Here is a 24,643-nt window from a genome sequence, read left to right as displayed (position 1 = left end):
TGGTGGATACCGGAGCAAGCATACACCAATTGTTTTTCGGTTCAGACCGGGGGCGGCCGGGGGTTGGCGCCCCCGCCGGTCCGATGCGGCGCCGGGGTCGCACGGGCGGCGCCGCGCCGGAGGGATCGCGCCGGTCCCGTACGGGGCGCGGGGGCAAGGTTTCGGTAGGCGGGCTGGGTCCGAATTTCGGCTCGGATCTCGGGCCGGATCTCGGGCCGAATCTCGGTCCGGGCCCGGTTCGGTCCCGGTTCGGTCCCGGGCCGGGACTCAGTGCCCCAGGCGCGGGCCGCGGTCGTCGCGGTACGGGTCGGCAAAGCCCAGCGCCAGCAGCGTCTCGGTCTCGATGGCCTCCATCTCCTCGGCCTCGGCGTCGTCCTCGTGCTCGTAGCCCTGGGCGTGCAGCGCGCCGTGCACCAGCAGATGCGCGTAGTGGGCCTCGAGCGGCTTGCCCTGTTCGCGCGCCTCGCGCTCGACCACGGGGCAGCACAGCACGATGTCGGCGCTGACCGGGTCGTCGTCGTGCTCGGCATAGGCGAAGGTCAGCACATTGGTCGCGTAGTCCTTGCCGCGGAAGCCCCGGTTCAGCGCGCGGCCCTCGTCCTCGTCGACGAAGCGCACCGTCAGCTGGGCATCGGCGAACAGCGCCGAGCGCAGCCAGGTCTGCACCCGCGCGCGCGGCGGCAGGCCGCGGCGGCCGCGGATGCCGTCGCCGTACTGCACGTCCAGCGTCAGTTCGGGCGGCGTGGCCGGCGTGCCGGTGGTGGTCAGCTGCGGCGTGGCGGTGACCGCCACCGCCAGCGCATCGTGGCTGTCGGGGCGGGCGAGCAGGCCCGCGCGCTGGCGCGGGTCGCTGTGCTCGGCCAGCAGCGACACCACGCCGTCGGCGGCTTGCGACAGGTCGACGGTCAGGCTGCGGCCGTCGGGCAGCTGCACGCGCAGCGCGCGCGCGGCGCTCTTGCGGGCCCGGCCTTCGCCGTCGAACAGGATCAGGCTGGGCGCTGGGTTCTTGCTGGTCAAATCAGGTGTCCTTGTGCTGGGCATGGTATTCGTCGTAGGCCTCGACGATGCGTGCCACCAGCGGATGGCGCACCACGTCGATGCTGGTAAAGCGCGTCGCGGCGACACCGCGCACGTCGCGCAGCACGTGCTGCGCTTCGATCAGGCCGCTCTTCTGGCCGCGCGGCAGGTCGATCTGCGTGGTGTCGCCGGTGATCACCGCCTTGGAGCCGAAGCCGATCCGCGTCAGAAACATCTTCATCTGCTCCGGCGTGGTGTTCTGCGCCTCGTCCAGGATGATGAAGGCGTGGTTCAGCGTGCGGCCGCGCATATAGGCGAGCGGCGCGATCTCGATCATCTGGCGCTCGAACATCTTCTGCGTGCGGTCGAAGCCGAGCAGGTCGTACAGCGCGTCGTACAGCGGGCGCAGGTACGGGTCGACCTTCTGCGCCAGGTCGCCGGGCAGGAAGCCCAGCCGCTCGCCGGCCTCGACCGCGGGCCGGGTCAGCACGATGCGCTTGACCGCGTCGCGCTCGAGCGCATCGACCGCGCAGGCTACCGCCAGATAGGTCTTGCCGGTGCCGGCCGGGCCGATGCCCATGGTCAGGTCGTGCGAGACGATATTGCGCAGGTAGTCGCGCTGCGCGGCGGTGCGGCCGACCAGGCCGGTACGGCGGGTATGCAGCACCGGCGATTCGTCGTCGGCGTCGCCGCCGACGTCGTTCTCCGCCCCCGGCGGGCCCGCGACATGCGCCGCGTACTGACGCGTCTCGATCAGGCCCAGCTGCACGTCGTCGATCGACAGCGGGGTGCGGGCCTGGTTGTAGAAGCGCTCCAGCGCGGCGGCGGCCTCGTTGGCATTGGCGCCGCGCACCGTCATCTTGTGGCCGCGCCGCTGGATCGTGACGTCCAGCGCCTGTTCGACCTGGCGCAGGTTTTCGTCCAGCGGCCCGCACAGGTTCTGCAGGCGGGCGTTGTCGTCCTTGGGCGCCACGAATTCAGCGGAAGGAATTTTCATCGGGAGAGCGCTCCGTTCTTGTTCGTCGTTGGGCGTGCGATGGCCACGTGCCGGCCGCGGTCCTCGGCGGACTCGCGGCCCGGCGATCGTGCCTTCGATCGTCCCACTACCGGCACTCCTTGCACTACTGGCGCACCACGATCTCGCCGCGCAGCGAATGCGGGAAGGCCTCGGTGATGGTCACCTCGACCATCTGCCCGATCAGCCGGTCGCGGCTGGCCTGCGGCACGCCGGGCAGCGCAAAGTTGACCACGCGGTTGTTCTCGGTGCGGCCGTGCAGCTCGGTCGGGTCCTTGCGCGCCGGGCCCTCGACCAGGATGCGCTGCACCGTGCCGACCATGCCGCGGCTGATGCGCTGCACGTTTTCCTCGATGGTCGCCTGCAGCCGTTGCAGGCGGCGCAGCTTGACCTCGTGCGGCGTGTCGTCGTGCAGGTTGGCAGCGGGCGTGCCGGGCCGCGGGCTGAAGATGAACGAGAACGAGGTGTCGTAGCCGATCTCCTCGACCATCGCCATCAGCTTGTCGAAATCGGCATCGGTCTCGCCGGGGAAACCGACGATGAAGTCCGACGACATCGACATGGTCGGCCGGATCGCGCGCAGCTTGCGGATGATGCTCTTGTATTCGAGCACGCTGTAGCCGCGCTTCATCGCCATCAGGATGCGGTCCGAGGCGTGCTGCACCGGCAGGTGCAGGTGGTCGACCAGCTTGGGCACGCGCGCATAGACGTCGATCAGCCGCGCGGTGAATTCCTTCGGGTGGCTGGTGGTGTAGCGGATCCGCTCGATGCCCGGGATCTCGGCCACATATTCGATCAGCAGCGCGAAGTCGGCGATCTCGCTGGTGTCGCCCATGCGGCCGCGGTAGGCGTTGACGTTCTGCCCCAGCAGCGTGACCTCGCGCACGCCCTGGTCGGCCAGGCCCGCGATCTCGGCCAGCACGTCGTCGAAGGGGCGCGACACTTCCTCGCCGCGGGTATAGGGCACCACGCAGTAGCTGCAGTACTTCGAGCAGCCTTCCATGATCGACACGAAGGCGCTCGGGCCTTCGACGCGCGCGGGCGGCAGATGGTCGAACTTCTCGATCTCCGGGAAGGAGATATCGACCTGCGAATGGCCGCTCTGGCGGCGGCGCGCGATCATCTCGGGCAGCCGGTGCAGCGTCTGCGGGCCGAACACGACGTCGACATACGGCGCGCGCGAGACGATGGCCGCGCCTTCCTGGCTGGCCACGCAGCCGCCGACGCCGATCACCAGGTCGGGTTTGGCGGCCTTCAGCGCCTTCATCCGTCCCAGTTCGGAGAACACCTTTTCCTGCGCCTTCTCGCGTACCGAGCAGGTGTTGAACAGGATCACGTCGGCGTCTTCGGGGTTGTCGGTCTTTTCCAGGCCCTGGCTGGCGTGCAGTACGTCGACCATCTTGTCGGAGTCGTACTCGTTCATCTGGCAGCCGTAGGTCTTGACGAAGACCTTTTTCGTGGGCGCGGCAGGGGCGGCGGCGGGCTGGGCCGGGGCGGCCTGGGTGTCTTGGGGACGTGGATTCATGGTGCCGATCTCAGTGGTTGACCTGGGGGCATCGGATGCTTCAGGGGGCGTTACATGGCCTGCCGCGCGGCCCGCCGCGGGGGCCGGCGCCAGGCGGGTGGACAGGCGGACAGGCAGGCGGGGACGGGGCAGGCGGGACAGCCCGCTATTCTACCCGCTCGGCACATGGGGCGTCCGGTGCGAATGCGCCGGGGCTGATACACTACGGGCCTTCCGAACCTGGAAGCGGAGGCAGTCGTTCCGCTTCCCCGGCGCCCTTCGCCCCGCCCAAGCAGGCGGTGACGGCGGCAGCCGGCCAGTCGCCACTATCCATGCCGGCCCCGACGATTGGCGCATCCGTGCGCAAGGGGCGGCCGAAACGAATTCCATGTCTTTTTCCGAACTAGGCTTGTCTGACAAGCTTGTACGCGCCGTGGCGGAGCAGGGCTATACCACGCCCACGCCGATCCAGGCGCAAGCCATTCCCGCGATCCTGAAGGGCGGCGACCTGCTCGCCGGCGCCCAGACCGGTACCGGCAAGACCGCCGGTTTCACCTTGCCGATGCTGCAGCTGCTGTCGCGGGCCGAGCCGCCGGCGCGCGGCGAGCGGCCCCGCATCCGCGCGCTGGTGCTGACGCCGACGCGCGAACTGGCCGCGCAGGTCGAAGAGAGCGTGCGCAACTACGGCAAGTACCTGCGCCTGCGTTCGATGGTGATGTTCGGCGGCGTCGGCATCCATCCGCAGATCGACCAGCTCAAGCGCGGCGTCGATATCGTGGTGGCCACGCCGGGTCGTCTGCTGGACCACGTGGGCCAGCGCACCATCGATCTGTCGCATGTCGAGATGCTGGTGCTGGACGAGGCCGACCGCATGCTGGACATGGGCTTCATCCATGACATCCGCAAGATCCTGAACGTGCTGCCGCCCAAGCGGCAGAACCTGCTGTTCTCCGCGACGTTCTCCGACGAGATCCGCGCGCTGGCCGACCGCCTGCTCGACAATCCGGCCTCGATCGAGGTCGCGCGCCGCAACACCACGGCCGAGACCGTGGCGCAGCGCGTCTACGCGGTCGATCGCGAGCGCAAGCGCGAACTGCTGGCGCACCTGGTACGCGAGCACGACTGGCATCAGGTGCTGGTCTTCACCCGCACCAAGCACGGCGCCAACCGGCTGGCCGAGCAACTGAGCAAGGAAGGCCTGTCGGCGCTGGCGATCCACGGCAACAAGAGCCAGTCGGCGCGCACGCGCGCGCTGTCCGAGTTCAAGGCCGGCACGCTGCGGCTGCTGGTGGCGACCGACATCGCCGCGCGCGGCATCGATATCGACCAGCTGCCCCATGTGGTCAACTTCGACCTGCCCAACGTGCCGGAAGACTATGTGCACCGGATCGGCCGTACCGGCCGTGCCGGCGCCGAGGGCGAGGCGGTGTCGCTGGTCTGCGTCGACGAGCATGGCCTGCTGCGCGACATCGAGCGCCTGATCAAGCGCCAGCTCGAGCAGATCGTGCTGCCGGGCTTCGAACCGGATCCGACCATCGCCCCCGAGCCGATCCAGAAGGGCCGCCAGGCGCGCGGCCAGAATGGCGGTGGAGGACGGGGACGTCCGCAGGGGAATGGCGGGGGCAATGGTGGTGGCAATGGTGGCGGCAGGCCCGCTGCCGGCGCGCCCTCGGGCGAGCGCCGGGCGGAAGCCCGGCCGCCGCGCCAGCCGCGTCCAGCCCGCCAGCCGCAGGAGGCCGGCGCCGCGCCCCAACGCAATGGCAAGCCCGGCGGTCAGCGCATCGGTCAACCCAGCGGACAGCCCAAGGGCGGTGCCCGCCCGGCCGGCAACGGCGAGCGTTCGCAGTCGGCACCGCGCGCGGCGTCCGAGTCGAATGGTCCCTCGCGCAACCGCCGGCCCGGCCCGCAGGCCGCGCTGCTCGGCGGACAGCGCTCGCGGCAGGGGTCCTGACGCGCGCGGTGTCCTAAGCTAGCGCTTAGCCATGGTGACGTCGCCCGATCCCGCCGCCTCGCCGGACATTCCGTTCGCGGGGCTGACACCCGACCTGATCCTCGATGCGCTCGAGGCGGCCGGCTTCATGCCGGACGGCCGGCTGCTGGCGCTGAACAGCTACGAGAATCGGGTGTGGCAGGTCGGGGTCGAGGACGGCGCGCCGATGGTGATGAAGTTCTACCGGCCGGGGCGCTGGAGCGATGCCGCCATCCTCGAGGAACATGCCTTCGTGCGGCAGCTTGCCGAGGCCGAGATCCCGGCCGTGCCGCCGCTCGATTGCGGCGGCAGCACGCTGCTGTCGCATGGCGGCTTCCGCTTCGCCGTGTTCCCGCGCTGCGGCGGCCGCGAGCCCGAGCTCAACCGGGCCGATACGCTGACCTGGCTTGGCCGTTTCATCGGCCGCATCCACGCCGTCGGCGCGACTCAGCCCTATGTCCACCGGCCCGCGCTCGATGTCGAGACCTTCGGCGTGGCGCCGCGCGACTGGCTGCTGGCACAGGATTGCATTCCCGCCGATCTGCGGCCGGCCTGGCAGGCCGCCGCCGATCTCGCCATCGAGGGCGTGCGGCGCTGCTACGAGCGCGCCGGCGACGTGGCGCTGCTGCGGCTGCATGGCGACTGCCATCGCGGCAATCTGCTGTGGATCGAAGCGGATCAGGCCCGCGGTGGCAGCACGGGTCCGCATTTCGTCGATTTCGACGACAGCCGGACCGGCCCGGCGGTACAGGATCTGTGGATGCTGCTGGAGGGCGACCGCGCCTCGATGCAGAGCCAGCTGGCCGATATCGTGGCCGGCTACGAGGATTTCGCCGAATTCTCGACGCGCGAGCTGCATCTGGTCGAGGCGTTGCGTACGCTGCGGCTGCTGCACTACAGCGCCTGGCTGGCGAGCCGCTGGAACGATCCCGCGTTTCCGGCGGCGTTTCCGTGGTTCGGCACGGCGCGCTACTGGCAGGACCGCATCCTCGAATTGCGCGAGCAGATCGCGCTGATGGACGAGCCGCCGCTGTGGTCCAGCTGAACGGCTGACCGGGCAACTGTCCCGGGCGCCGCGGCAGCGCCCGGTCTTACTCCCACTTCTACCTTTGAATGGCCCTGCGTCGGGCCGTCAGGCCTTGTCCGGTGCCTTCACCAGGATGACCGGGCACGACGCGTGCGCCACCACGCGGCCCGCGACCGAGCCGAGCACCGCATCGAAGAACGATCCGCGGCCATGGGTGCCGATCACGATCGCATCGGCGTTCACCGATTTGGCCAGCGCCACGATCCGGTCCGGCGGAAAGCCGCTCAGCGCATGCTTTTCCACGCGCAGCTGCGCGGCGCCCAGGATGTCGCACACCGAGCGCATCGCCTTCTCGCTCTCTTCACGATGCCAGTCGTCGATCGCGTCCTTGCTGACGAAGGCGCGCACCTGTCCGGTGACCTCCGGGGCGACGTGCACCACATGCACGGTCACTTCGCCCTGCAGCAGCTTCCCTTCGACGATAAAGCGGGCGGCGGCGTCGCTGAAGGCGGAGCCGTCAGTGGCGAGCACGATATGGGTCATGGCGAGGGTTCTCCTATCACGGGCCTTGCAGGCGTTGTCGACGGCCAGGCGGTTCGGCGGCGCCTTGCCTGGCTGAATTCATGATGGCAGCTAGGCGGCGATCTCGCCATGATTCCGGTCAAAAACTCGGCACTTGGCCTACCTTCATGCCCGTCTCGGCACTTATTGCGACAGCAGCAGCCCCGTAAAGGTGACCAGCCAGCCACTGGCCAGGCAGGCGCCGATCCACGCCGCGACGATCAGTGCATTGTCTCGAAGGCTCATCGCTTGCTCCTTCATTCCTTCCTTCATCCCGTCCTTCATTCGCCGATCGGCGCCGGATAGTCGGCACGGGAGCGCGCGCCCTCGCTGAAGACGTCGTGCGTGCGGGCGCCCTCCGCGTAGCCGTCGAAGGCGCGCGCGCCCTCGGCGAAGCGGTCCACCGCGCGGAAGGTGTAGCCATAGTCGTCGCCGGCATGCGACCCGCGCACCGGCGCGGCGAACACGCTGTTCAGCGACAGCAGGGCGGTACCGGCGATGGCAGCGCTGAGAACCAGGCGGGCGGTCGTGATCTTCATGATTTTCTCCAGTTGTTGAATTTTTGAGAATCGTTTTGCTTGGGGATGTCGTCAGCCGATGGGAGAAGAATAGGCTCACATCCCGGAGGCAACGCACGACCGCCTCGTATCAGCTATTCAAAGTTTTTAACAATGCGCATGCTTGTGCGGGCCCGGCGTGGGCGCTGCTCACTCCGCGTGCCGGCGCGCATCGCATAGGCTGTTGCTCGCACTTTCGATTCGGAGGGCCGAAGTGCGTGCCGGGAACCGTCGTTCCTTGTCCATTTCCTTCATTTCCGGACGCCCCGCTTGATAGGCTTCGCTCTCCCCACGCAGACCAACCTTTCATTGCGCTTTATGGCCCACCAGTTCGATTCGCAACTCGACGTTTCCATTCTTTCCGTCCTGCTTGACGACGGCGGTCCCCGGCGCTGGATGAGCACCCAGGACGTGGCACGCGGCCTGACCGCCCTGGAGGTGGCCGAGCCGCCCGCCGAGGTGCTGCAGCAGCGCCTGGTGCTGCTGGTCGCCGACGGCTCGGCCGAGTGCCGCGCGGAAGGGCGCGGCCTGATGTGGCGCCGCGCCGAATGTGCCGGCAAGGTGCTGGCCAACGCCGATACCTGGCTCAGCGACGAAGAGGCGCTCGCCCTGCAGGTGCTGAAGCGGTTCGCCGGCCGCCAGATCACTTCGGTGATGGCGACCCTGCTGCGGCCGTTGTTCGATGCCGCCGAGTCGCAGCTGCGGCGGCGTGGCCGCGAAGGCTGCGCCGGCCGGATCGCCTGGCATCGCAAGCTGTCGGTGGTCGAACGCAGCTCGCCGCTGGTGCCGCCGCGGCTGCGCGAGACCGTGCTGCTGCCGGTACTGACCGCGGTATTCGAGGAGCGCAACCTGGAGGTCGTGTATCGGCCGCGCTTCGAGCCCGAGCGCAAGCGCGTGCTGATGCCGCTGGGCGTGGTCGAGAAGGCCGGCATGGTCTACCTGGTGGGCCTGGAAGACGAGGACCCCGCGCCCCAATGCCTGCGGCTGGACCGGGTCCATGCGGCGCACGCGCTGAAAGAGCGCTTCATTTACCCGGACCATTTCTCGCTGGCCGACTATGTGGAAGAGGCGGCCGAATTCGGCCTGCACGCGGACGGCAATATCAAGCTGGCGGTCCGCTTCGCCAAGGGCTGCGGCGATATCGTGCGCGATGCGCCGATCTCGCCCGACCAGACCGAGGAGATCGGTCCGGACGGTTCGCTGGTGGTCCGCTGCACGGTGGAGATGGCCGACTGGCTGGTGCGCTGGCTGCGCTCCTTCGGGCCCCAGGCCGAGGTGCTGGAGCCGGTCTCGCTGCGGCGCGCGCTGGCGCACGAGGTCAAGACGATGGCGCGGGCTTACTGCAGGAGCTGAGCGGGCTGGGGAAGGGGGGGCGGGAAGGAGGGGCTGGGAAGGAGGGCTGGGAAGGGGGCTCGGAAGGGGGCTCGGAAGGGGGCGATGGATCGGCTTCCGATCCCCCTGGGTCGCGGCGCCGGCACGGCGGCAAGCCGCCGCGCCACCAAAACCCGTGGCGCAACCCCGCGGCACCAAAACAAAAAGGGGTCAGCTTGCGCTGACCCCTTCGAAATACTGGTGGCGAATCAGGGACTCGAACCCCGGACCTGCGGATTATGATTCCGTCGCTCTAACCGACTGAGCTAATTCGCCGACGAAGACCGCCATTATACGGGCCGTTGGATCGCTGTCAACACTTTTGTACGGGCCCTTGCATCCGGTTCTGCCGGCCGCGGTGGCGGCGGATGCAGCTATCCCACAAAAAAACCGGCGGCCCTGCCGGACCGCCGGTTTCGTCTCCGTTTCGCCGCCGGCACGGGAGCCGGCGTGGCGCGATGCGGATATCAGTCGTTCGCGTAGATATCCACGTCCTTGGTCTCGCGGATGAACAGCGAGCCGATCACCAGCGTGATGCCGGCGATCACGATCGGGTACCACAGGCCGTAGTAGATGTTGCCGTTCTGCGCGACCAGGGCGAACGAGATGGTGGGCAGCATGCCACCGAACCAGCCGTTGCCGATGTGGTAGGGCAGGGACATCGAGGTGTAGCGGATGCGGGTCGGGAACAGCTCGACCAGCATCGCGGCGATCGGACCGTAGACCATGGTCACGTAGATCACCAGGATCACCAGGATCACCAGCACCATCACCGTGTTCATCTCGGCGGGGTCGGCCTTGGTCGGGTAGCCGGCCGCGGACATCGCCCCGGCGACCTCCTTCTTGAAGGCGTCGATCCTGGCCTTGCTCTCCGGCTCGAAGCTATGGCCCTGCGGCACCAGCGACGCGTTGAAGGACTGGATCTCGCGATCGCCGATCTTGACGGTCGCGGTGGTGCCGGCCGGCGCCTCGACGACTTCGTAGCTGGCCGACGACTGCGCCAGCGTGCGCTTGGCGATGTCGCAGGAGCTGCGGAAGTCGATCTCGCGGGCGATCGGGCTGCCCTGGAACGAGCACTGCTTCGGATCGGCGGTGACGACGATCTGGGCCGACTGCTGAGCGCGCTCCAGCGCCGGGTTGGCGTAGTGCGTCAGCGCCTTGAACAGCGGGAAGTAGGTCAGCATCGCCAGCGCGCAGCCGGCCATGATGATCCACTTGCGGCCGATCTTGTCCGACAGCGCGCCGAAGAACACGAAGAACGGCGTGCCGATCACCAGCGCGCCGGCAATCAGCAGGTTGGCGGTCTTGGCGTCGACCTTCAGCACCTGCGTCAGGAAGAACAGCGCATAGAACTGGCCCGTGTACCAGACGACGGCCTGGCCGGCGGTCAGGCCCACCAGCGCCAGGATCACGATCTTCAGGTTGCGCCATTGCGCGAACGATTCGGTCAGCGGCGCCTTCGAGGTCTTGCCCTCCGACTTCATGCGCTGGAACGCCGGCGATTCGGCCATCGACAGCCGGATGTAGACCGAGACCCCGAGCAGCACGATCGACAGCAGGAACGGAATGCGCCAGCCCCAGACCTCGAAGTCGGGACCGGTCAGCTGACGGCACACCAGGATCACGATCAGCGACATGAACAGGCCCATCGTCGCGGTGGTCTGGATCCACGAGGTGTACGAACCGCGCTTGCCGTGCGGCGCGTGTTCGGCGACGTAGGTCGCCGCACCGCCGTACTCGCCGCCGAGCGCGAGGCCCTGCAGCATTCGCAACGCGATCAGGATGATCGGCGCGGCCCAGCCGATGGTGGCATAGCTGGGCAGCAGGCCGACGATGAAGGTCGACACGCCCATGATCAGGATCGTCACGAGGAACGTGTATTTACGTCCGATCATGTCGCCGAGGCGGCCGAACACCAGCGCCCCGAACGGCCGCACGATGAAGCCGGCGGCAAAGGCGAGCAGCGCGAAGATGAAGGCCGAGGTCGGATCCAGGCCGGCGAAGAACTGCTTGGCGATGATCGCCGCCAGCGAACCGTACAGATAAAAGTCGTACCACTCGAATACCGTGCCGAGCGACGAGGCGATGATGACTTTCCTCTCCTCGGCCGTCATCGGGGTGTTCTGCGCGCTGCCTCCGGGCACCGCGACATTCGGGGCATTAGCCATTTTGTCTCCTCCTACTGTTCAGGGGTCCTTCGCACGGCCGCGCAAGGCAGGCGGACACGCCGCGTTCCGGCGCGGGCCGTCGAATGTGTGTGGATTCTGGGAGGCGAAACTTACGGCGTTCTGACAGCGGAGGGTGCGCGGGGGCCGATATTGCTCGGGGTATACGCTAGCGTCGCGCGGTGCTGGCACCCGCCTTTCGTGGGGGGAGAGCGATGCTGCGATGCGGGACGCTGCAGGTCCCGAGCACGCGGCGAGCAGTGTTGCAGGCGGTACTGCAGGCGATGCTGCGGGGGGTGCTGGGGGGGGCGGTGCGCAGGGGCGGTGCGCAGGGCGGCCGGCAGAACGGCCCGCAGGGCGACGAGCGCGTTCGCGGCGTTCAGCGGTGCCGTGCGGCATCGCCGTCGTCGGCGTGCCCGGCATCGTTGCTCGGCTCGTATCCCGACTGGTCTCTCGACTGGTCCCTCGGCTCGTCCGCCGGCTCGCCGATCTCGCGATCGGCCCGGTTCATGCGCCAGGCATAGGCCGCGGCCATCAGCACGTACAGGATCAGCAGCCCTTGCGCGCCGGCCCAGAACGAGAAGGGCCAGCCGAAGAAGTCGAAGCGCAGCTCGCGCGCGAACCAGCTGACGCCGAACGTGCCGGCAAACCACAGCGCGAGCAGCACCGCGGTCCAGCGCAGGTTGGTGCGCCAGGCGGCCGCGGCGCGCTGCTGGCGGGCAAGGCGTACCGGATCGGGCGCGTTCATGCCGCCTCCGCGGACGCCGGACGGCGCAGCGTCACGCGCAGCCGCGCACCGGCCAGGCGCGGCTGCTGCTGGTAGACGTGGTCCTCGATGGCGACGTCGCCGCCATGCTGCTGCACGATCTCGCGCACGATCGCCAGCCCCAGGCCGCTGCCCTCGGTGCTGGTGCCCAGCACGCGATAGAAGCGCTCCATCACGCGCGGCCGCTCGGCCGGCGGAATGCCCGGCCCGGTGTCCTCCACGTCCAGATAGGCGAACGGTTCGAACGGATCGGCGCTGACGCGAACGGTCGCGTGGCCTCCCGGCGGCGTGTAGCGGATCGCGTTATCGAGCAGGTTGTTCAGCATCTCGGTCAGCATCAGGCGGTTGCCCTGGACCATCACCGGATGGTCGGACGCATCGAGGCCCAGGTCGATGCGCTTGGCCCAGGCCTGCGGCAGCCAGTCCTTGACCACCTCGCGCGCCAGCGCGGCCAGGTCCAGCGGCGCCATGTTGCCGCTGCCGGCGAAGTTCTCCATGCGCGCCAGCGACAGCAGCTGCGTGACCAGATGCGCGGTGCGCTGCGAGCTGCCGGCGATCTGCGCCAGCGACTTGCGCAGTTCCTCGGGCGACTGCTCGCGCTGGGCCAGTTCGGCCTGCATGCGCAGCCCGGCCAGCGGCGTCTTCATCTGGTGCGCGGCATCGGCGATGAAGCGCTTCTGCGTCTGCACCGATTGATCGAGCCGCTCGAGCAGTTCGTTGAACGAGGCCACCAGCGGCGTGATTTCCTGCGGCGCGGCCTGTTCGTCGATCGGACTGGTGTCGCCCGGATTGCGCGCGCGAATGCGCTGCTGGATCGCGGTCAGCGGCGCCAGCCCGCGCGACAGGCCGAACCACACCAGCAGCACCGCCAGCGGCAGGATCACGAACTGCGGCAGGATCACGCCCTTGATGATCTCGTTGGCCAGGCGCGCGCGCTTGTCCAGCGTCTCGGCGACCTGCACCAGCACCGGATGGCCGCCGGGCACCGCCGGCATCTCGACATAGGTATACGCCACGCGCACGTCGTTGCCGGCCACCTGGTCGTCGCGCAGCGACACCAGCCCGGCGTGGCCGCGGTCTTCCTCGACGGGCAGCGGCAAATCGCGATCGCCCGCCACCAGCTCGCCGCGCGTGCCGACCACCTGGTAGTAGACCGCGTCGGTCTCGTCGGCGCGCAGGATCTCCCGCGCGGACAGCGGCAGCTGCAGCGTCACGCCGCCATTGACCTCGCGCACCTGCTGCGACAGCACGATCGCACTCGATTCCAGTGCGCGGTCGTAGGGGCCGTTGGCGATCGACTTGGCGACCAGGTAGGTCACCGCGATGCTCAGCGGCCACAGCAGCAGCAGCGGCGCCAGCATCCAGTCGAGGATCTCGCCGAACAGCGAGCGCGGCGACGCGTGCCCGGCGTCGTCCTCCAGATGGGGCAGGGCGTCGGCCAGCATCTCGTCGGTCACCTCGTCCTCGGCGGTGGCCGCCGCGGCGGCGCGGCGGCGGCGCGTGTCGCCGAGCGCCGGCGACGGGCGTTTCCAGGGCAGGCGCAGCGGATACATGCGAAGGGCGTGGGAGATAGGGGCGGAGGGCGGAGGCGCGCCGGGCAGGTTCGAAGGGAAAGCCCGGGCGCCGCTGCGGTCGGCGGAATCAGGAATGCGCGGCGGCCGGGGCCGGCTGGAATTTCTCCAGGCAATAGCCGAGGCCGCGCACGGTGGCGATGCGGATGCCGCCGACCTCGATCTTCTTGCGCAGCCGGTGCACGTAGACCTCGATCGCGTTGTTGCTGACTTCCTCGCCCCATTCGCACAGGTGGTCGACCAGCTGCTCCTTCGACACCAGCCGCCCCGAGCGCGTCAGCAGGATCTCGAGCAGGCCCACCTCGCGCGCGGACAGGTCCAGCATCTGGTCGTTCAGATAGGCGATGCGGCCGACCTGGTCGAATGCGAGCGGACCGTGCCGCATCAGCGTGGCGCCGCCGCCGGTGCCGCGCCGTACCAGCGCGCGCACGCGCGCCTCCAGTTCCGACAGCGCGAAGGGCTTGGCCATGTAGTCGTCGGCGCCCAGGTCCAGGCCCTTGACCCGCTCGTCGACGCTGTCGGCAGCGGTCAGGATCAGCACCGGCACCATCGCGCCGCGGGCGCGCAGCCGCTTCAGGACTTCGAGCCCCGGCATGCGGGGCAGCCCCAGATCGAGAATGACCAGGTCGTAGGCCTGCGTGGACAGCGCCGAATCGGCTTCCATGCCGTTGGCCACATGATCGACCGCATAGCCGGAATGGCGCAGGGAACGGGTCAGGCCGTCGGCCAGCACGTCGTCGTCTTCGGCAATCAGAATGCGCATGGTGGTCTCCCCTGGCTCGGCAGGCGGGCGCCGGCCCGCGCGGGCCGCCCTGTTTCCCCTGTCCTCCCGATCGTCATGCGCACTATGGGATGAAATGGGGCTTGCCAAGCATACTGTTTTTTTATACAGTACCCGCTGATTCCAGGCGAGCGCATGGGGCTGGATCGCAACCGGGGCCACGCGTCACGGAGGGCGCCGGTCAGCCGGGCGGTGCCGTGGTCCAACCCGGCTGCATTTTTGAGCCGATGCTGATTCACGGCTGCCATGCTCCGCCTCTAGAATGCGTTGCCGCAGCGCGCTCCGACGATGCAGACGCCGGGGTGGCGCGGGTCGGGCGCGTGGGTCTGCGTAACGAGGTGCCGCACAATATCGGCATCGAATAGCAGGCGGCGCGCCGCATGCGGCCTATTTATACACCATTGACGGAAGGACGACCATGGATGACGGCAAGAAGGCAGCTGGCGTGAGCGCCGAGAAGCAGAAGGCGCTGGCCGCCGCGCTGGCCCAGATCGAGAAGCAGTTCGGCAAGGGCTCGATCATGCGGATGGGCGACGGCGAGGTCGAGCAGGACATCCAGGTGGTGTCGACCGGCTCGCTGGGCCTGGACATCGCGCTGGGCGTCGGCGGCCTGCCGCGCGGCCGGGTCGTCGAGATCTACGGCCCGGAATCGTCGGGCAAGACCACGCTGACGCTGCAGGTGGTCGCCGAGATGCAGAAGCTGGGCGGCACCTGCGCGTTCATCGACGCGGAGCATGCGCTGGACGTCAATTACGCCAGCAAGCTGGGCGTCAGCGTCAGCGATCTGCTGATCTCGCAGCCGGACACCGGCGAGCAGGCGCTCGAAATCACCGACGCGCTGGTGCGCTCGGGCTCGGTCGACCTGATCGTGATCGACTCGGTGGCGGCGCTGGTGCCCCGGGCCGAAATCGAAGGCGAGATGGGCGACGCGCTGCCGGGCCTGCAGGCCCGCCTGATGAGCCAGGCGCTGCGCAAGCTGACCGGCACCATCAAGCGCACCAATTGCCTGGTGATCTTCATCAACCAGATCCGCATGAAGATCGGCGTGATGTTCGGCTCGCCGGAAACCACGACCGGCGGCAATGCGCTGAAGTTCTACGCCTCGGTCCGCCTCGACATCCGCCGCATCGGCTCGATCAAGAAGGGCGACGACGTGATCGGCAACGAGACCAAGGTAAAGGTGGTCAAGAACAAGGTGTCGCCGCCGTTCCGCGAGGCCTTCTTCGACATCCTGTACGGCCAGGGCATCTCGCGCCAGGGCGAAATCATCGACCTCGGCGTGGACGCCAAGATCGTCGAGAAGTCGGGCGCCTGGTACAGCTACAACGGCGAGAAGATCGGCCAGGGCAAGGACAATGCGCGCGAATTCCTGCGCGAGAATCCCGATATCGCCGACGAAATCGAGAACAAGGTCCGCGCCGCCCTCGGCGTGGTGCCGATGAACGGTACGCCGGCGCTGGCGGCAGAGTAAGCCGGGTTTGCGGCGCTGTGGGTCCGGCTCCGCCGGGCCTGCAAGCGCCGCGTTCGCTCGCCCTCCACCCCTTTCGCCCAGCGGGAGAGGGCGTCCCGTCCCGGCTGCCGTCCTTGCCCCGCCGCTCCGCCGTTCCCTCCCAACCCCATGCCTCGTCCTCCGCTGTCCCTGAAAGCGCGCGCGGTCGGCTATCTGTCGCGCCGCGAGCATAGCCGCGCGGAACTGGCGCGCAAGCTGGCGCCGCATGCCGAGTCGCCGGAGGAACTGGAGCGCCTGCTCGATACGCTGGAGCGCGAGAACTGGCTGTCCAACGCCCGCTTTGCCGAGAGCCTGGTGCACCGGCGCGCCAGCCGCTATGGCGCTTCCCGCGTCATGCAGGAGGCCCGCACTCACCAGCTCGACGGCGAGCAGCTGGCCGACCTGCAGCAGCAGTTGCGCGCCACCGAGCTCGAGCGGGCGCGCGAGGTCTGGCGCAAGCGCTTCGGCGTCGTGCCGGCCACGCCGGAGGAGAAGGCCAAACAGCTGCGCTTCCTGACCGCGCGCGGCTTCTCCCAGGCGACGATCAGCCGGGTGATCCGCGATGCCGAGCGGCCGCCGGACGAGGAGGGCGAGTGAAAGACCGATGGAACGGCGTGCCGGAGCGGCAGGCGTGCAGGATGTGATGCAGCCGCCGCGGTAGTCCGACGCGGCAGTCCGGCGCGTCAGTCCGGCGCGTCAGTCCGACGCGGTAGTCCGCCGCCGTAGTCCGCCCGGTCAGTCCGATCATCCGCGCCGACAATCGGGCTCGACATTGCGCACATCCGGGTATTCCCGGCCAATGCGGTCCGGCATGTTAAACTCCACGAGTTTTCCGCAAGCGCGGCGCGAATTCGTGCGCCCGCAGCAAATCGTCTTCAGGCCGGTTCCGCCGCGCCTTCCCTTGTCACAGCCTGGTGCCATGCCGCTTTCCGCCCCCGTCAATCGCGCCCTGCGTCATCGTCGCGCCATCACGGCCGAGGCGTATCTCCGCGAAGACGGCCTGTGGGACATCGAGGCCCGGCTTACCGACACCAAGCCCCGCGACATTCCGCTCGCCGGCGGCGGCGTCCGTCCGATCGGCCAGCCGCTGCACGACCTGTGGCTGCGCGTGACCATCGACCTGCGCATGAACGTGGTCGACGCCGAGGCCTGCTCCGACTGGGTTCCCTATCCCGGCCACTGCGACACCATCGGCCCGGCCTACCGCCAGCTGATCGGCCTGAACCTGATGAAGGGCTTCCGCAAGGCCGTGCGCGAACGCCTGGGCGGGGTGGCCGGCTGCACCCATCTGACCGAACTGGCCGGGATCCTGCCGACGACGGCAATCCAGGCCTTTGCTGGCGACGTCTTCAAGATTCGCGACGGCGCCAGCGACGACAGCAATCCCGAACCGCCCTACCAGCTGCATGGCTGCTATGCGCTGCACTTCGAAGGCGAGGTGGTTCGCCAGTTTTATCCGCGCTGGTACGGACACCAGCCGAAACCGAGAGCCCGGGCCGATGCGCCGCCGGCCTCGCCGCCGCAGTCACCGCAGGCCCCGCAGGCGATTGCCGACGACGACGGCGGCGCTCCGCACCGGTCCACCGGAACCTCCGGGTGAGGTTCCGGGATCCCCACGAGATCTCGACCTCTCCCGCTTCATCACCCGCTTTACTACCCGGCTTTTCTACCCATTTACGCCTACCCGAAAGGAAACACGCATGAATATCCATGAGTACCAAGGCAAGGAAATCCTGCGCAAATACAATGTGCCGGTTCCCCGCGGTATCCCCGCATTCTCGGTCGAAGAAGCGCTGAAGGCGGCCGAACAGCTTGGCGGCCCGGTGTGGGTCGTCAAGGCGCAGATTCACGCCGGCGGCCGCGGCAAGGGTGGCGGCGTCAAGGTGGCCAAGAGCCTGGACGAGGTCAAGACCTACGCCAGCAACATCCTGGGCATGCAGCTGGTCACGCACCAGACCGGTCCGGAAGGCAAGAAGGTCAACCGCCTGCTGATCGAAGAAGGCGCTGACATCAAGAAGGAACTGTACGTCAGCCTGGTGGTGGACCGCGTGTCGCAGAAGGTCGCGCTGATGGCCTCGAGCGAAGGCGGCATGGACATCGAGGAAGTCGCCGCGCAGACCCCCGAGAAGATCCACACGCTGATCATCGAGCCGTCGATCGGCCTGACCGACAAGGACGCCGACGACATCGCCCGCAAGATCGGCGTGCCCGACGCCAGCCTGTCGCAAGCCCGCCAGGCGCTGCAGGGCCTGTACAAGGCGTTCTGGGACACCGACGCCTCGCTGGCCGAAATCAACCCGATGATCCTGACCGGCGACGGCAAGGTGATCGCGCTCGACGCCAAGTTCAACTTCGACTCGAACGCGCTGTTCCGCCACCCGGAAATCGTCGCCTACCGCGACCTGGACGAAGAAGATCCGGCTGAAATCGAAGCCTCGAAGTTCGACCTGGCCTACATCTCGCTCGACGGCAATATCGGCTGCCTGGTCAACGGCGCCGGCCTGGCGATGGCCACCATGGACACCATCAAGCTGTTCGGCGGCGAGCCGGCCAACTTCCTCGACGTGGGCGGCGGCGCCACCACCGAGAAGGTGACCGAGGCCTTCAAGCTGATGCTGAAGAACCCGAACGTGCAGGCCATCCTGGTCAACATCTTCGGCGGCATCATGCGCTGCGACGTGATCGCCGAAGGCGTGATCTCGGCCTCGAAGGCGGTGCAGCTCGGCGTGCCGCTGGTCGTCCGCATGAAGGGCACCAACGAAGACCTCGGCAAGAAGATGCTGGCCGAGTCGGGCCTGCCGATCATCTCCGCCGACACCATGGAAGAAGCGGCCCAGAAGGTGGTGGCCGCGGCCGCAGGCAAGTAAGCCAGACGCGAAACCGAAAGCGAGCGGCGTGGCGCCGGGCGCCCGCCGCGACAGCCAAGCAAAGGATTACAGCATGTCGATTCTGATCAACAAAGACACCAAGGTCATCACCCAAGGTATTACCGGCAAGACCGGCCAGTTCCACACCCGTGGCTGCCGCGACTACGCCAACGGCAAGAACGCCTTCGTCGCCGGCGTGAACCCGAAGAAGGCCGGCGAGGACTTCGAGGGCATTCCCATCTACGCGAGCGTCAAGGAAGCCAAGCAGCAGACCGGCGCCACCGTGTCGGTGATCTACGTCCCGCCCGCAGGCGCCGCCGCCGCGATCTGGGAAGCCGTGGACGCCGACCTGGACCTGGTGGTCTGCATCACCGAAGGCATCCCCGTGCGCGACATGATGGAAGTCAAGGACCGCATGCGCCGCGAAAACAAGAAGACGCTGCTGCTCGGACCGAACTGCCCGGGCCTGATCACGCCCGACGAAATCAAGATCGGCATCATGCCGGGCCACATCCACAAGAAGGGTCGCATCGGCGTGGTGTCGCGCTCGGGCACGCTGACCTATGAAGCCGTGGGCCAGCTGACCGCGCTGGGCCTGGGCCAGTCGTCGGCCGTCGGCATCGGTGGCGACCCGATCAACGGTCTGAAGCACATCGACGTGATGAAGATGTTCAACGACGATCCGGACACGGATGCGGTCGTGATGATCGGCGAGATCGGCGGTCCGGACGAGGCCAATGCCGCCTACTGGATCAAGGACAACATGAAGAAGCCGGTGGTTGGCTTCATCGCCGGCGTGACGGCGCCTCCGGGCAAGCGCATGGGCCACGCCGGCGCGCTGATCTCGGGCGGTGCCGACACGGCGCAGGCCAAGCTGGAGATCATGGAGTCCTGCGGTATCAAGGTCACCAAGAACCCGTCGGAAATGGGCCGTCTCCTGAAGTCGATCCTGTAATACGGGCCGGGGCCGGCCTTGCCGGTCCATCGGCCGGGGCCGCGGTCCGCCGCGGCTCCCCTGCAATGCCCTCGCTCCACGCGAGGGCATTGTCGTTTTGGCGCCACTGGAACGACCAATAGATCATTCTCTGATGTATCTGCCGGTTTGTTGAAATCAAAACGAAAGGTTTCTGCGGTACATCTCAATGTCTTGGGCGTCAGACATCCGAAAGGCCGCAATCGCGGACGGGCAAGTCCCGTTGCTGGCTGGGCCCTGACACTCCGTCTTCATTCCAATTCCAATATCGACTTCGAGGAGCCACGCAGTGGAATTGCTGTCGTCCACCACGTTCTGGATCGCACTGGGATCCATCATCCTGACCAATATCGTGCTGTCCGGCGACAACGCCGTCGTGATCGCGCTGGCCTCGCGCAACCTGCCGCCGGCGCAGCAGAAGCGCGCGATCTTCTGGGGCAGCGCCGCAGCGATCATCATGCGCGTGGTGCTGACCGTCGCCGCGGTCAAGCTGCTGAGCCTGCCGTACCTGAAGATCATCGGCGCGATCCTGCTGGTCTATATCGGCGTGCAGCTGCTGACCGGCGATGACGACGAGGAAGGCCACGACGCCAAGGACAACATCTGGGCCGCGATCCGCACGATCCTGATCGCCGACCTGGTGATGTCGCTCGACAACGTGGTGGCGGTCGCCGCCGCCGCGCAGAAGGGCCCCGAGGGCAGCCAGCTGCTGCTGCTGGTGATCGGCCTGGGCCTGTCGATTCCGCTGATCGTGTTCGGCAGCACGCTGCTGCTGAAGGTGATGGAACGCTTCCCGGTGATCATCGTGGCCGGCGCCGCGCTGCTCGGCTATCTGGCCGGCGAGATGCTGGTCAGCGATCCGGTCGACGCCGCCTGGTTCGAGGTGCACGTGCCCCACGCCCACCTGGTGTTCGGCGCCATCGGCGCGATCCTGGTGGTGGTGATCGGCAAGCTGATGCAGAAGCGCGGCGCGCAGACCGCCTGACGCCCCGCCCGGCGCGCTTGCCCTCTTGCGGGCAGGTGCGGCCATGCGAACCGAGCCCGGCACGCGCCAGCGTTGCCGGGCTTTTTCATGGACGCTGCCGCCGGCCCCCGGCAAGGCTTCGATGCCAAATTTTGTGAATGGACGGCGAAACGCGGTCCGCCCCCTCGATACTGTCGGCCTTCCAATCGTTCGGGAGCCGCTCCATGCCAGTCGCCGCACGCTTGCCGCGGGGCCGCCGCGCTGATCACGCCCATCATGCCCATCATGCCCATCATGCCCATCATGCCCATCATGCCCATCGGGCCCCTCGAACTCATCGAACCCATCGCGCCTTCACGCTGATCGAGCTGATGGTGGTGGTCGCCATCATCGGCATCCTGGCCGCCATCGCGGTGCCGCAATATCGGGACGATACAATTCGGGCCAGGCTGTCGAGCGTGCTGACCGCGGCCGCGCCTTTGAAGATGGCGGTCAGCCTGTGCGCGCAGGAAGCGGGCGGCGTGCTGGACGATTGCAATGACGACAACGCGGCCGCCGCGATTCCGCCGTTCGCGCGGAGCCGCGAGATCGCGCAGGCGACCGTCAGCGGTCCGGGCGTGATCACGCTGACGCTGTCCGCCAGCGGGCTCGGCGCCGGGGTCGACGGCAGGGAGATCGTGCTGCGGCCATCGGTCAACGCGACCTCGGTCAGCTGGGAGATCACCACCACGATCGAGAACGCGGTCGCCAGGCAGTATGTCCTCAGGAACAGCCAGTCGCCCGCCGATACATCGCAGGCGAGGGCGTAGTCGGGTAGCCGGGCCGGTGTCATGACGGACGACGCCAGCCACGCCGGACTGCGCAAGGATCATCTCGGCGACGCGCCCATGGGCGTGTCGCCTTCGTCGGGAATCGAATGTGAATTTGCGCAGGAACGTTGCGCTGGATTGGGCGTGCCCGCTGTTGGCGATGGCCGTCGCGTTGCCGCCGCTGGTCTCCAAACACACCTTGCCGCTGGCCACCTTCTACGGCGAGTGGGCGTCGGCGTTGGCCTTCGTCGTGCTGGTGCTGTGGTCCGCGACGCTGCGCGCCGCCGGTGGGGCCGCCGGCAGTGCCGCTGCCGGTGCCGCCGCTGGTGCCCCCGCTGGTGCCCCCGTTGATGCCACCGTTGGTGCCGCCACCCCCGCCGGCGTTCCGTTCGTGACCGCGTTCTGCCTGTGGCTGATCGCCCTGGGCACGGGCGCCACGCTGGCCGGTCAGCCCGACGTGACCGGCAGCCGCAGCCTGACGCTGGCCGCGCTGCTGCTCGCCACCGGCGCGATCTGGGCTGGCCATCGCTATCGCCGCGCGCTCGACGCCGACGTGGTGCTGACCACGTTCGCGACGGCGTGGCTGGCGGCAGGGCTGTTCGGCACGCTCGCCCAATGGGTGCAACTGTTCCGGCTCGAGGGCGACAGCTTCGGGCTGGTGTCCGATTACTTCTACGACGCCAATCGCCGGCTATGGGGCAATCTGAACCAGCCCAACCACCAGGCGACCGTGCATGGCCTGGCGCTGGCGGCGTCGGTGTGGCTCGCCTCGCGCGGCAAGCTGCGCGCGCTGCCGTGGCTGGTCGCGGTGGCGCTGGTCGAAAGCGGTGTCGTGCTGTCCGGCTCGCGCACTGGCGTGCTGCACGTGGGGCTGGCCGCCTGCTATGCGCTGGTCGCGGCCTGGCTGGCGCGCTCCGCGCAGGACGTGGCGCCGGCGTCAGCGCGCTGGTCCCTGCGCGCCCCCGCCGGCCTTGTGTTTGCGGCGGCGGCGCTGGTGGCCATGCTGATGCTGCTGCAGCCTGCGATCAAGGCGGCGGGGCAGGCGTTCGGCTGGTCGCTGTTCGACACCATGGCGCAACTGCAGGCCGGCGACCAGATTTCCGCGCGCGGCGCGCTGTGGGCGCATGCCTGGGCGATGTTCGTCGCGCATCCGTGGTTCGGCGTCGGCTGGGGCGAATTCGGCTGGGCACAGTTCGAGCAGCTGGCGCGCCTGGGCATCACCGTCGAGATGTCGCTGCACGCGCATAACGCCGTGCTGGACCTGCTGGCCAAGACCGGGATCGTCGGCACCGCCGGCGTCGCGCTGTTTCTGGCGGCCTGGCTATGGCGGGTGGTGCGCGCGAGGCTGTGGCGTGCCGATACGGCGGAACGCGCCCGCACGGCGGCGGCGCTGACGTGGCTGGCGATGCTGTGCGTGCATTCGATGCTCGAATATCCGCTGCACTACCTGTATTTCCTGCTGCCGTTCTGTTTCCTGCTGGGCTGGCTCGAGCCCGCCGCGCTGGCGGTCACGCGCATGCCGCGCGCGCTGGCCACGATGGGGCCCGCGGTGGCCGGCTTGGCCGCGGCCCTGGTGCTCGCGACGATGTGGCAGGACTACCGCCGCGTCGAGGCGCGCGAGTACGCCAGCCCCGCGCGGGTCGACACCTTGCCGGCGCCGAAGCTGTGGTTCGGCCAGCACGCGGAGGCGCACCGGGCCGAGCTCGCGCCGCTGACCGCCGACGGCGCCGATGCGTGGCTGCCGCCGCATATCGCCGCGATCCACCTGTTGCCCACCCCGACGGTGATCGCGCGCGGCGCCTGGCTGCTGGCGCTCAATGGCGAGCCGGAGCAGGGCCGGGAATGGCTCGAGCGGCTGCGCTACTACTATCGCGGCGACGAGGCCGCCCAGTTCGCCCGCGTCGCCGGCTATTGCGAGGGCGTCGACGCTGCCAGGCGGCCGCGCGAATTCTGCGAGTGGGTCCAGCGCCGCCGGGCCGCCACACCGATACCACGGTAGGGCGGTAGTCCGAAGGAGGAATGCCGCGCTGCCGCAAGCCGTGCGCGGCTTCGTTTCCGGAGAAGCGCCGCGCCGAGGCATTTCATCCGTCGGCACGATTTGTCACGCCAGTTCCGGCCCCTAGACTCGCCCGGTGCCTGTGTCACACGGGAGAGACGAATGCGGACTGGCAAGCGAAGGATCCTGACGGTGGCTGTGCTGGGACTGGTGGCCATCATCACCACCGAGGTGCTGGCGCGCGCCGGCCTCGGCCTGGGCGATCCGCCGCTCTATCAGACCGATCCGGAAATCGAGTACCTGCTCAAGCCCAACCAGCGCGTGAAGCGCTTCGGCCATCGCTATGTGGTCAACCGCTACGGCATGCGCTCGGACGATTTCGAGCCGAAGAAAGGCGTGCCCGGGGAGCGGCGCGTGCTGGTGTTCGGCGATTCCGTCGTCAACGGCGGCGCGCAGGTCGACCAGGGGCGCCTCGCCACCGAGCAATTGCGGGTACGGCTGGGCCGGACCAGCCGGGTGGCGACCGTGGGCAATGTGGCGGCATTCAGCTGGGGGCCGGGCAACTGGCTCGCCTACGCGCGGCGCTTCGGTTTTCTCGACGCCGATACCGCGATCATCGTCGTCAACGGCGCCGACTATGGCGATGTGCCGACCTTCGCGCCGCTGCGGCCGGATACCCATCCCTCGCAACCGCCGCTGTCGGCGCTGGTGGAGGGCGCCACCCGTTATCTGCCCGCCTATCTCGGGCTGGATCAGTCGTCCGGACCGGCGCGCGAATCGACCGATGCCGATCGCGCCGCCTCGCTGCGCGACTTGGCCGAACTGATCGTGATGGCCAGGAGGGCCGGCGTGCAGGTCCGGCTGGTACAGCACTACGAGCGCGACGAACTGGACGGCGCCGGCCTGCCGGCCGGCCTGCAGGCCTTCTCCCGGCTGTGCGAGGAATACGAGGTGCCGGTCGTCAGCATGCGTGACGCCGAGCGCCGCGCACGCGATGTGGCCTATCTCGATGACATCCACCTGAGCCCGGAAGGACAGGACCTGCTCGCCGACGCGCTGCTGGCGGCCGCCAATCTGCCCGCCGGGGGCCGGCACGTCGCCGCGTTCGGTCTGCGCCACTAGCGGGGCGGCGGGGGCTGCGGGGAAGCGGGGAAGCGGGGAAGCAGGGAAGCAGGGAAGCAGGGAAGCAGGGAAGCAGGGAAGCGGGGCCGCCCGGCGTGCTGCCTGGCTTGATTGCCCCT

The 24,643-nt window shown here is 68.4% G+C and carries 21 protein-coding genes and 1 tRNA gene; 12 read left to right on the top strand and 10 right to left on the bottom strand.

Annotation, left to right across the window (positions count from 1 at the left end; translation table 11 throughout):
- Positions 1-267: 267 nt before the first annotated feature.
- The 3 genes from ybeY to miaB all read right to left on the bottom strand — a co-directional run bounded on the left by ybeY (position 268) and on the right by miaB (position 3,455).
- Positions 268-1,041 carry an rRNA maturation RNase YbeY gene (gene ybeY / locus KZ686_RS15540; protein ID WP_265632756.1) on the bottom strand — a complete coding sequence of 258 codons (774 nt, stop codon included), beginning with the start codon at positions 1,039-1,041 and terminating at the stop codon, positions 268-270.
- The gene (locus KZ686_RS15535) at positions 1,019-2,014 is read right to left on the bottom strand and encodes a PhoH family protein (protein WP_265632755.1); all 996 of its coding nucleotides are present in this window, start codon (positions 2,012-2,014) and stop codon (positions 1,019-1,021) included. Before KZ686_RS15535 ends, ybeY begins: the two co-directional genes overlap by 23 nt.
- A 124-nt stretch (positions 2,015-2,138) precedes the next feature.
- The gene (gene miaB / locus KZ686_RS15530; RefSeq protein ID WP_262484850.1) at positions 2,139-3,455 is read right to left on the bottom strand and encodes a tRNA (N6-isopentenyl adenosine(37)-C2)-methylthiotransferase MiaB; all 1,317 of its coding nucleotides are present in this window, start codon (positions 3,453-3,455) and stop codon (positions 2,139-2,141) included.
- Positions 3,456-3,924: 469 nt separating this feature from the next.
- Here miaB and KZ686_RS15525 point away from each other — a divergent pair, with 469 nt between their 5' ends.
- Together KZ686_RS15525 and KZ686_RS15520 are read left to right on the top strand one after the other, a co-directional pair.
- The gene (locus tag KZ686_RS15525; RefSeq protein WP_265632754.1) at positions 3,925-5,487 is read left to right on the top strand and encodes a DEAD/DEAH box helicase; all 1,563 of its coding nucleotides are present in this window, start codon (positions 3,925-3,927) and stop codon (positions 5,485-5,487) included.
- Positions 5,488-5,518: 31 nt separating this feature from the next.
- Positions 5,519-6,550, top strand: coding sequence for a serine/threonine protein kinase (locus KZ686_RS15520; RefSeq protein WP_149316802.1), 1,032 nt, complete (start codon positions 5,519-5,521; stop codon positions 6,548-6,550).
- Positions 6,551-6,637: 87 nt separating this feature from the next.
- Here the strand turns inward: KZ686_RS15520 and KZ686_RS15515 are convergent, their stop codons facing one another.
- On the bottom strand, positions 6,638-7,075 hold the full coding sequence (locus tag KZ686_RS15515; protein ID WP_150083310.1) for a universal stress protein: 438 nt from the start codon (positions 7,073-7,075) through the stop codon (positions 6,638-6,640).
- A 299-nt stretch (positions 7,076-7,374) separates the two neighbouring features.
- On the bottom strand, positions 7,375-7,632 hold the full coding sequence (locus tag KZ686_RS15510) for a hypothetical protein (protein ID WP_265632753.1): 258 nt from the start codon (positions 7,630-7,632) through the stop codon (positions 7,375-7,377).
- A 414-nt stretch (positions 7,633-8,046) separates the two neighbouring features.
- Between KZ686_RS15510 and KZ686_RS15505 the strand changes: the two genes are divergently transcribed.
- Entirely contained in the window at positions 8,047-9,003 is a 957-nt protein-coding gene (locus KZ686_RS15505) for a helix-turn-helix transcriptional regulator (protein ID WP_265632752.1), read from the top strand.
- Positions 9,004-9,220: 217 nt separating this feature from the next.
- On the opposite strand, the gene KZ686_RS15500 is transcribed toward KZ686_RS15505, so the two are convergent.
- The 5 genes from KZ686_RS15500 to KZ686_RS15480 form a co-directional block, all read right to left on the bottom strand.
- A tRNA-Met gene (locus KZ686_RS15500) sits at positions 9,221-9,297 on the bottom strand.
- Positions 9,298-9,488: 191 nt separating this feature from the next.
- Complete coding sequence (locus KZ686_RS15495) at positions 9,489-11,189, bottom strand: MFS transporter (RefSeq protein WP_149316806.1); 1,701 nt, start codon at positions 11,187-11,189, stop codon at positions 9,489-9,491.
- Positions 11,190-11,565: 376 nt separating this feature from the next.
- Positions 11,566-11,934, bottom strand: a complete 369-nt coding sequence (locus tag KZ686_RS15490) for a DUF4212 domain-containing protein (RefSeq protein ID WP_149316807.1) — start codon at positions 11,932-11,934, stop codon at positions 11,566-11,568.
- Positions 11,931-13,505, bottom strand: coding sequence for a sensor histidine kinase (locus KZ686_RS15485; protein WP_265632751.1), 1,575 nt, complete (start codon positions 13,503-13,505; stop codon positions 11,931-11,933). Before KZ686_RS15485 ends, KZ686_RS15490 begins: the two co-directional genes overlap by 4 nt.
- Positions 13,506-13,593: 88 nt before the next feature.
- Entirely contained in the window at positions 13,594-14,286 is a 693-nt protein-coding gene (locus KZ686_RS15480; RefSeq protein WP_149316809.1) for a response regulator, read from the bottom strand.
- Positions 14,287-14,722: 436 nt separating this feature from the next.
- On the opposite strand from KZ686_RS15480, the gene recA reads away from it, so the two are divergent.
- The 9 genes from recA to KZ686_RS15430 all read left to right on the top strand — a co-directional run bounded on the left by recA (position 14,723) and on the right by KZ686_RS15430 (position 24,524).
- A complete protein-coding gene (gene recA, locus KZ686_RS15475) occupies positions 14,723-15,775 on the top strand; it encodes a recombinase RecA (RefSeq protein ID WP_149316810.1) in 1,053 nt (350 codons plus the stop codon).
- A gap of 147 nt (positions 15,776-15,922) precedes the next feature.
- Entirely contained in the window at positions 15,923-16,390 is a 468-nt protein-coding gene (gene recX / locus KZ686_RS15470; protein ID WP_226107318.1) for a recombination regulator RecX, read from the top strand.
- Between the two features lie 322 nt (positions 16,391-16,712).
- On the top strand, positions 16,713-17,393 hold the full coding sequence (locus KZ686_RS15465) for a DUF2889 domain-containing protein (RefSeq protein WP_265632750.1): 681 nt from the start codon (positions 16,713-16,715) through the stop codon (positions 17,391-17,393).
- Between the two features lie 100 nt (positions 17,394-17,493).
- Positions 17,494-18,660 carry an ADP-forming succinate--CoA ligase subunit beta gene (gene sucC / locus KZ686_RS15460; RefSeq protein WP_149316813.1) on the top strand — a complete coding sequence of 389 codons (1,167 nt, stop codon included), beginning with the start codon at positions 17,494-17,496 and terminating at the stop codon, positions 18,658-18,660.
- Positions 18,661-18,733: 73 nt separating this feature from the next.
- Complete coding sequence (sucD, locus tag KZ686_RS15455; protein ID WP_006576698.1) at positions 18,734-19,615, top strand: succinate--CoA ligase subunit alpha; 882 nt, start codon at positions 18,734-18,736, stop codon at positions 19,613-19,615.
- 307 nt (positions 19,616-19,922) lie between these two features.
- Positions 19,923-20,618, top strand: coding sequence for a TerC family protein (locus tag KZ686_RS15450; protein ID WP_150083306.1), 696 nt, complete (start codon positions 19,923-19,925; stop codon positions 20,616-20,618).
- A 203-nt stretch (positions 20,619-20,821) separates the two neighbouring features.
- Positions 20,822-21,406 carry a pilin gene (locus KZ686_RS15440; protein ID WP_322784877.1) on the top strand — a complete coding sequence of 195 codons (585 nt, stop codon included), beginning with the start codon at positions 20,822-20,824 and terminating at the stop codon, positions 21,404-21,406.
- A 160-nt stretch (positions 21,407-21,566) separates the two neighbouring features.
- A complete protein-coding gene (locus KZ686_RS15435) occupies positions 21,567-23,405 on the top strand; it encodes a PglL family O-oligosaccharyltransferase (protein ID WP_265632749.1) in 1,839 nt (612 codons plus the stop codon).
- 189 nt (positions 23,406-23,594) lie between these two features.
- A complete protein-coding gene (locus tag KZ686_RS15430) occupies positions 23,595-24,524 on the top strand; it encodes a hypothetical protein (RefSeq protein ID WP_226107320.1) in 930 nt (309 codons plus the stop codon).
- Positions 24,525-24,643: the final 119 nt, after the last annotated feature.

Origin of the sequence: Cupriavidus cauae, assembly GCF_026210475.1 — a bacterium.
GTDB classification, from domain to species: Bacteria; Pseudomonadota; Gammaproteobacteria; order Burkholderiales; family Burkholderiaceae; genus Cupriavidus; species Cupriavidus cauae.
This window is presented reverse-complemented; position numbering and strand designations above follow the sequence as displayed.

What these genes read in the sequence shown, in the direction of transcription:
- KZ686_RS15495 (WP_149316806.1), bottom strand. Translation starts at nt 11,189, where the DNA reads ATGGCTAATGCCCCGAATGTCGCGGTGCCCGGAGGCAGCGCGCAGAAC.
- KZ686_RS15525 (WP_265632754.1), top strand. Translation starts at nt 3,925, where the DNA reads ATGTCTTTTTCCGAACTAGGCTTGTCTGACAAGCTTGTACGCGCCGTG.
- KZ686_RS15510 (WP_265632753.1), bottom strand. Translation starts at nt 7,632, where the DNA reads ATGAAGATCACGACCGCCCGCCTGGTTCTCAGCGCTGCCATCGCCGGT.
- sucC (WP_149316813.1), top strand. Translation starts at nt 17,494, where the DNA reads ATGAATATCCATGAGTACCAAGGCAAGGAAATCCTGCGCAAATACAAT.
- KZ686_RS15535 (WP_265632755.1), bottom strand. Translation starts at nt 2,014, where the DNA reads ATGAAAATTCCTTCCGCTGAATTCGTGGCGCCCAAGGACGACAACGCC.
- KZ686_RS15485 (WP_265632751.1), bottom strand. Translation starts at nt 13,505, where the DNA reads ATGTATCCGCTGCGCCTGCCCTGGAAACGCCCGTCGCCGGCGCTCGGC.
- miaB (WP_262484850.1), bottom strand. Translation starts at nt 3,455, where the DNA reads ATGAACGAGTACGACTCCGACAAGATGGTCGACGTACTGCACGCCAGC.
- KZ686_RS15435 (WP_265632749.1), top strand. Translation starts at nt 21,567, where the DNA reads ATGGCCGTCGCGTTGCCGCCGCTGGTCTCCAAACACACCTTGCCGCTG.
- KZ686_RS15480 (WP_149316809.1), bottom strand. Translation starts at nt 14,286, where the DNA reads ATGCGCATTCTGATTGCCGAAGACGACGACGTGCTGGCCGACGGCCTG.
- recA (WP_149316810.1), top strand. Translation starts at nt 14,723, where the DNA reads ATGGATGACGGCAAGAAGGCAGCTGGCGTGAGCGCCGAGAAGCAGAAG.
- ybeY (WP_265632756.1), bottom strand. Translation starts at nt 1,041, where the DNA reads ATGCCCAGCACAAGGACACCTGATTTGACCAGCAAGAACCCAGCGCCC.
- KZ686_RS15440 (WP_322784877.1), top strand. Translation starts at nt 20,822, where the DNA reads ATGCCAGTCGCCGCACGCTTGCCGCGGGGCCGCCGCGCTGATCACGCC.
- KZ686_RS15520 (WP_149316802.1), top strand. Translation starts at nt 5,519, where the DNA reads ATGGTGACGTCGCCCGATCCCGCCGCCTCGCCGGACATTCCGTTCGCG.
- KZ686_RS15465 (WP_265632750.1), top strand. Translation starts at nt 16,713, where the DNA reads ATGCCGCTTTCCGCCCCCGTCAATCGCGCCCTGCGTCATCGTCGCGCC.
- KZ686_RS15515 (WP_150083310.1), bottom strand. Translation starts at nt 7,075, where the DNA reads ATGACCCATATCGTGCTCGCCACTGACGGCTCCGCCTTCAGCGACGCC.
- recX (WP_226107318.1), top strand. Translation starts at nt 15,923, where the DNA reads ATGCCTCGTCCTCCGCTGTCCCTGAAAGCGCGCGCGGTCGGCTATCTG.
- KZ686_RS15490 (WP_149316807.1), bottom strand. Translation starts at nt 11,934, where the DNA reads ATGAACGCGCCCGATCCGGTACGCCTTGCCCGCCAGCAGCGCGCCGCG.
- KZ686_RS15505 (WP_265632752.1), top strand. Translation starts at nt 8,047, where the DNA reads ATGAGCACCCAGGACGTGGCACGCGGCCTGACCGCCCTGGAGGTGGCC.
- sucD (WP_006576698.1), top strand. Translation starts at nt 18,734, where the DNA reads ATGTCGATTCTGATCAACAAAGACACCAAGGTCATCACCCAAGGTATT.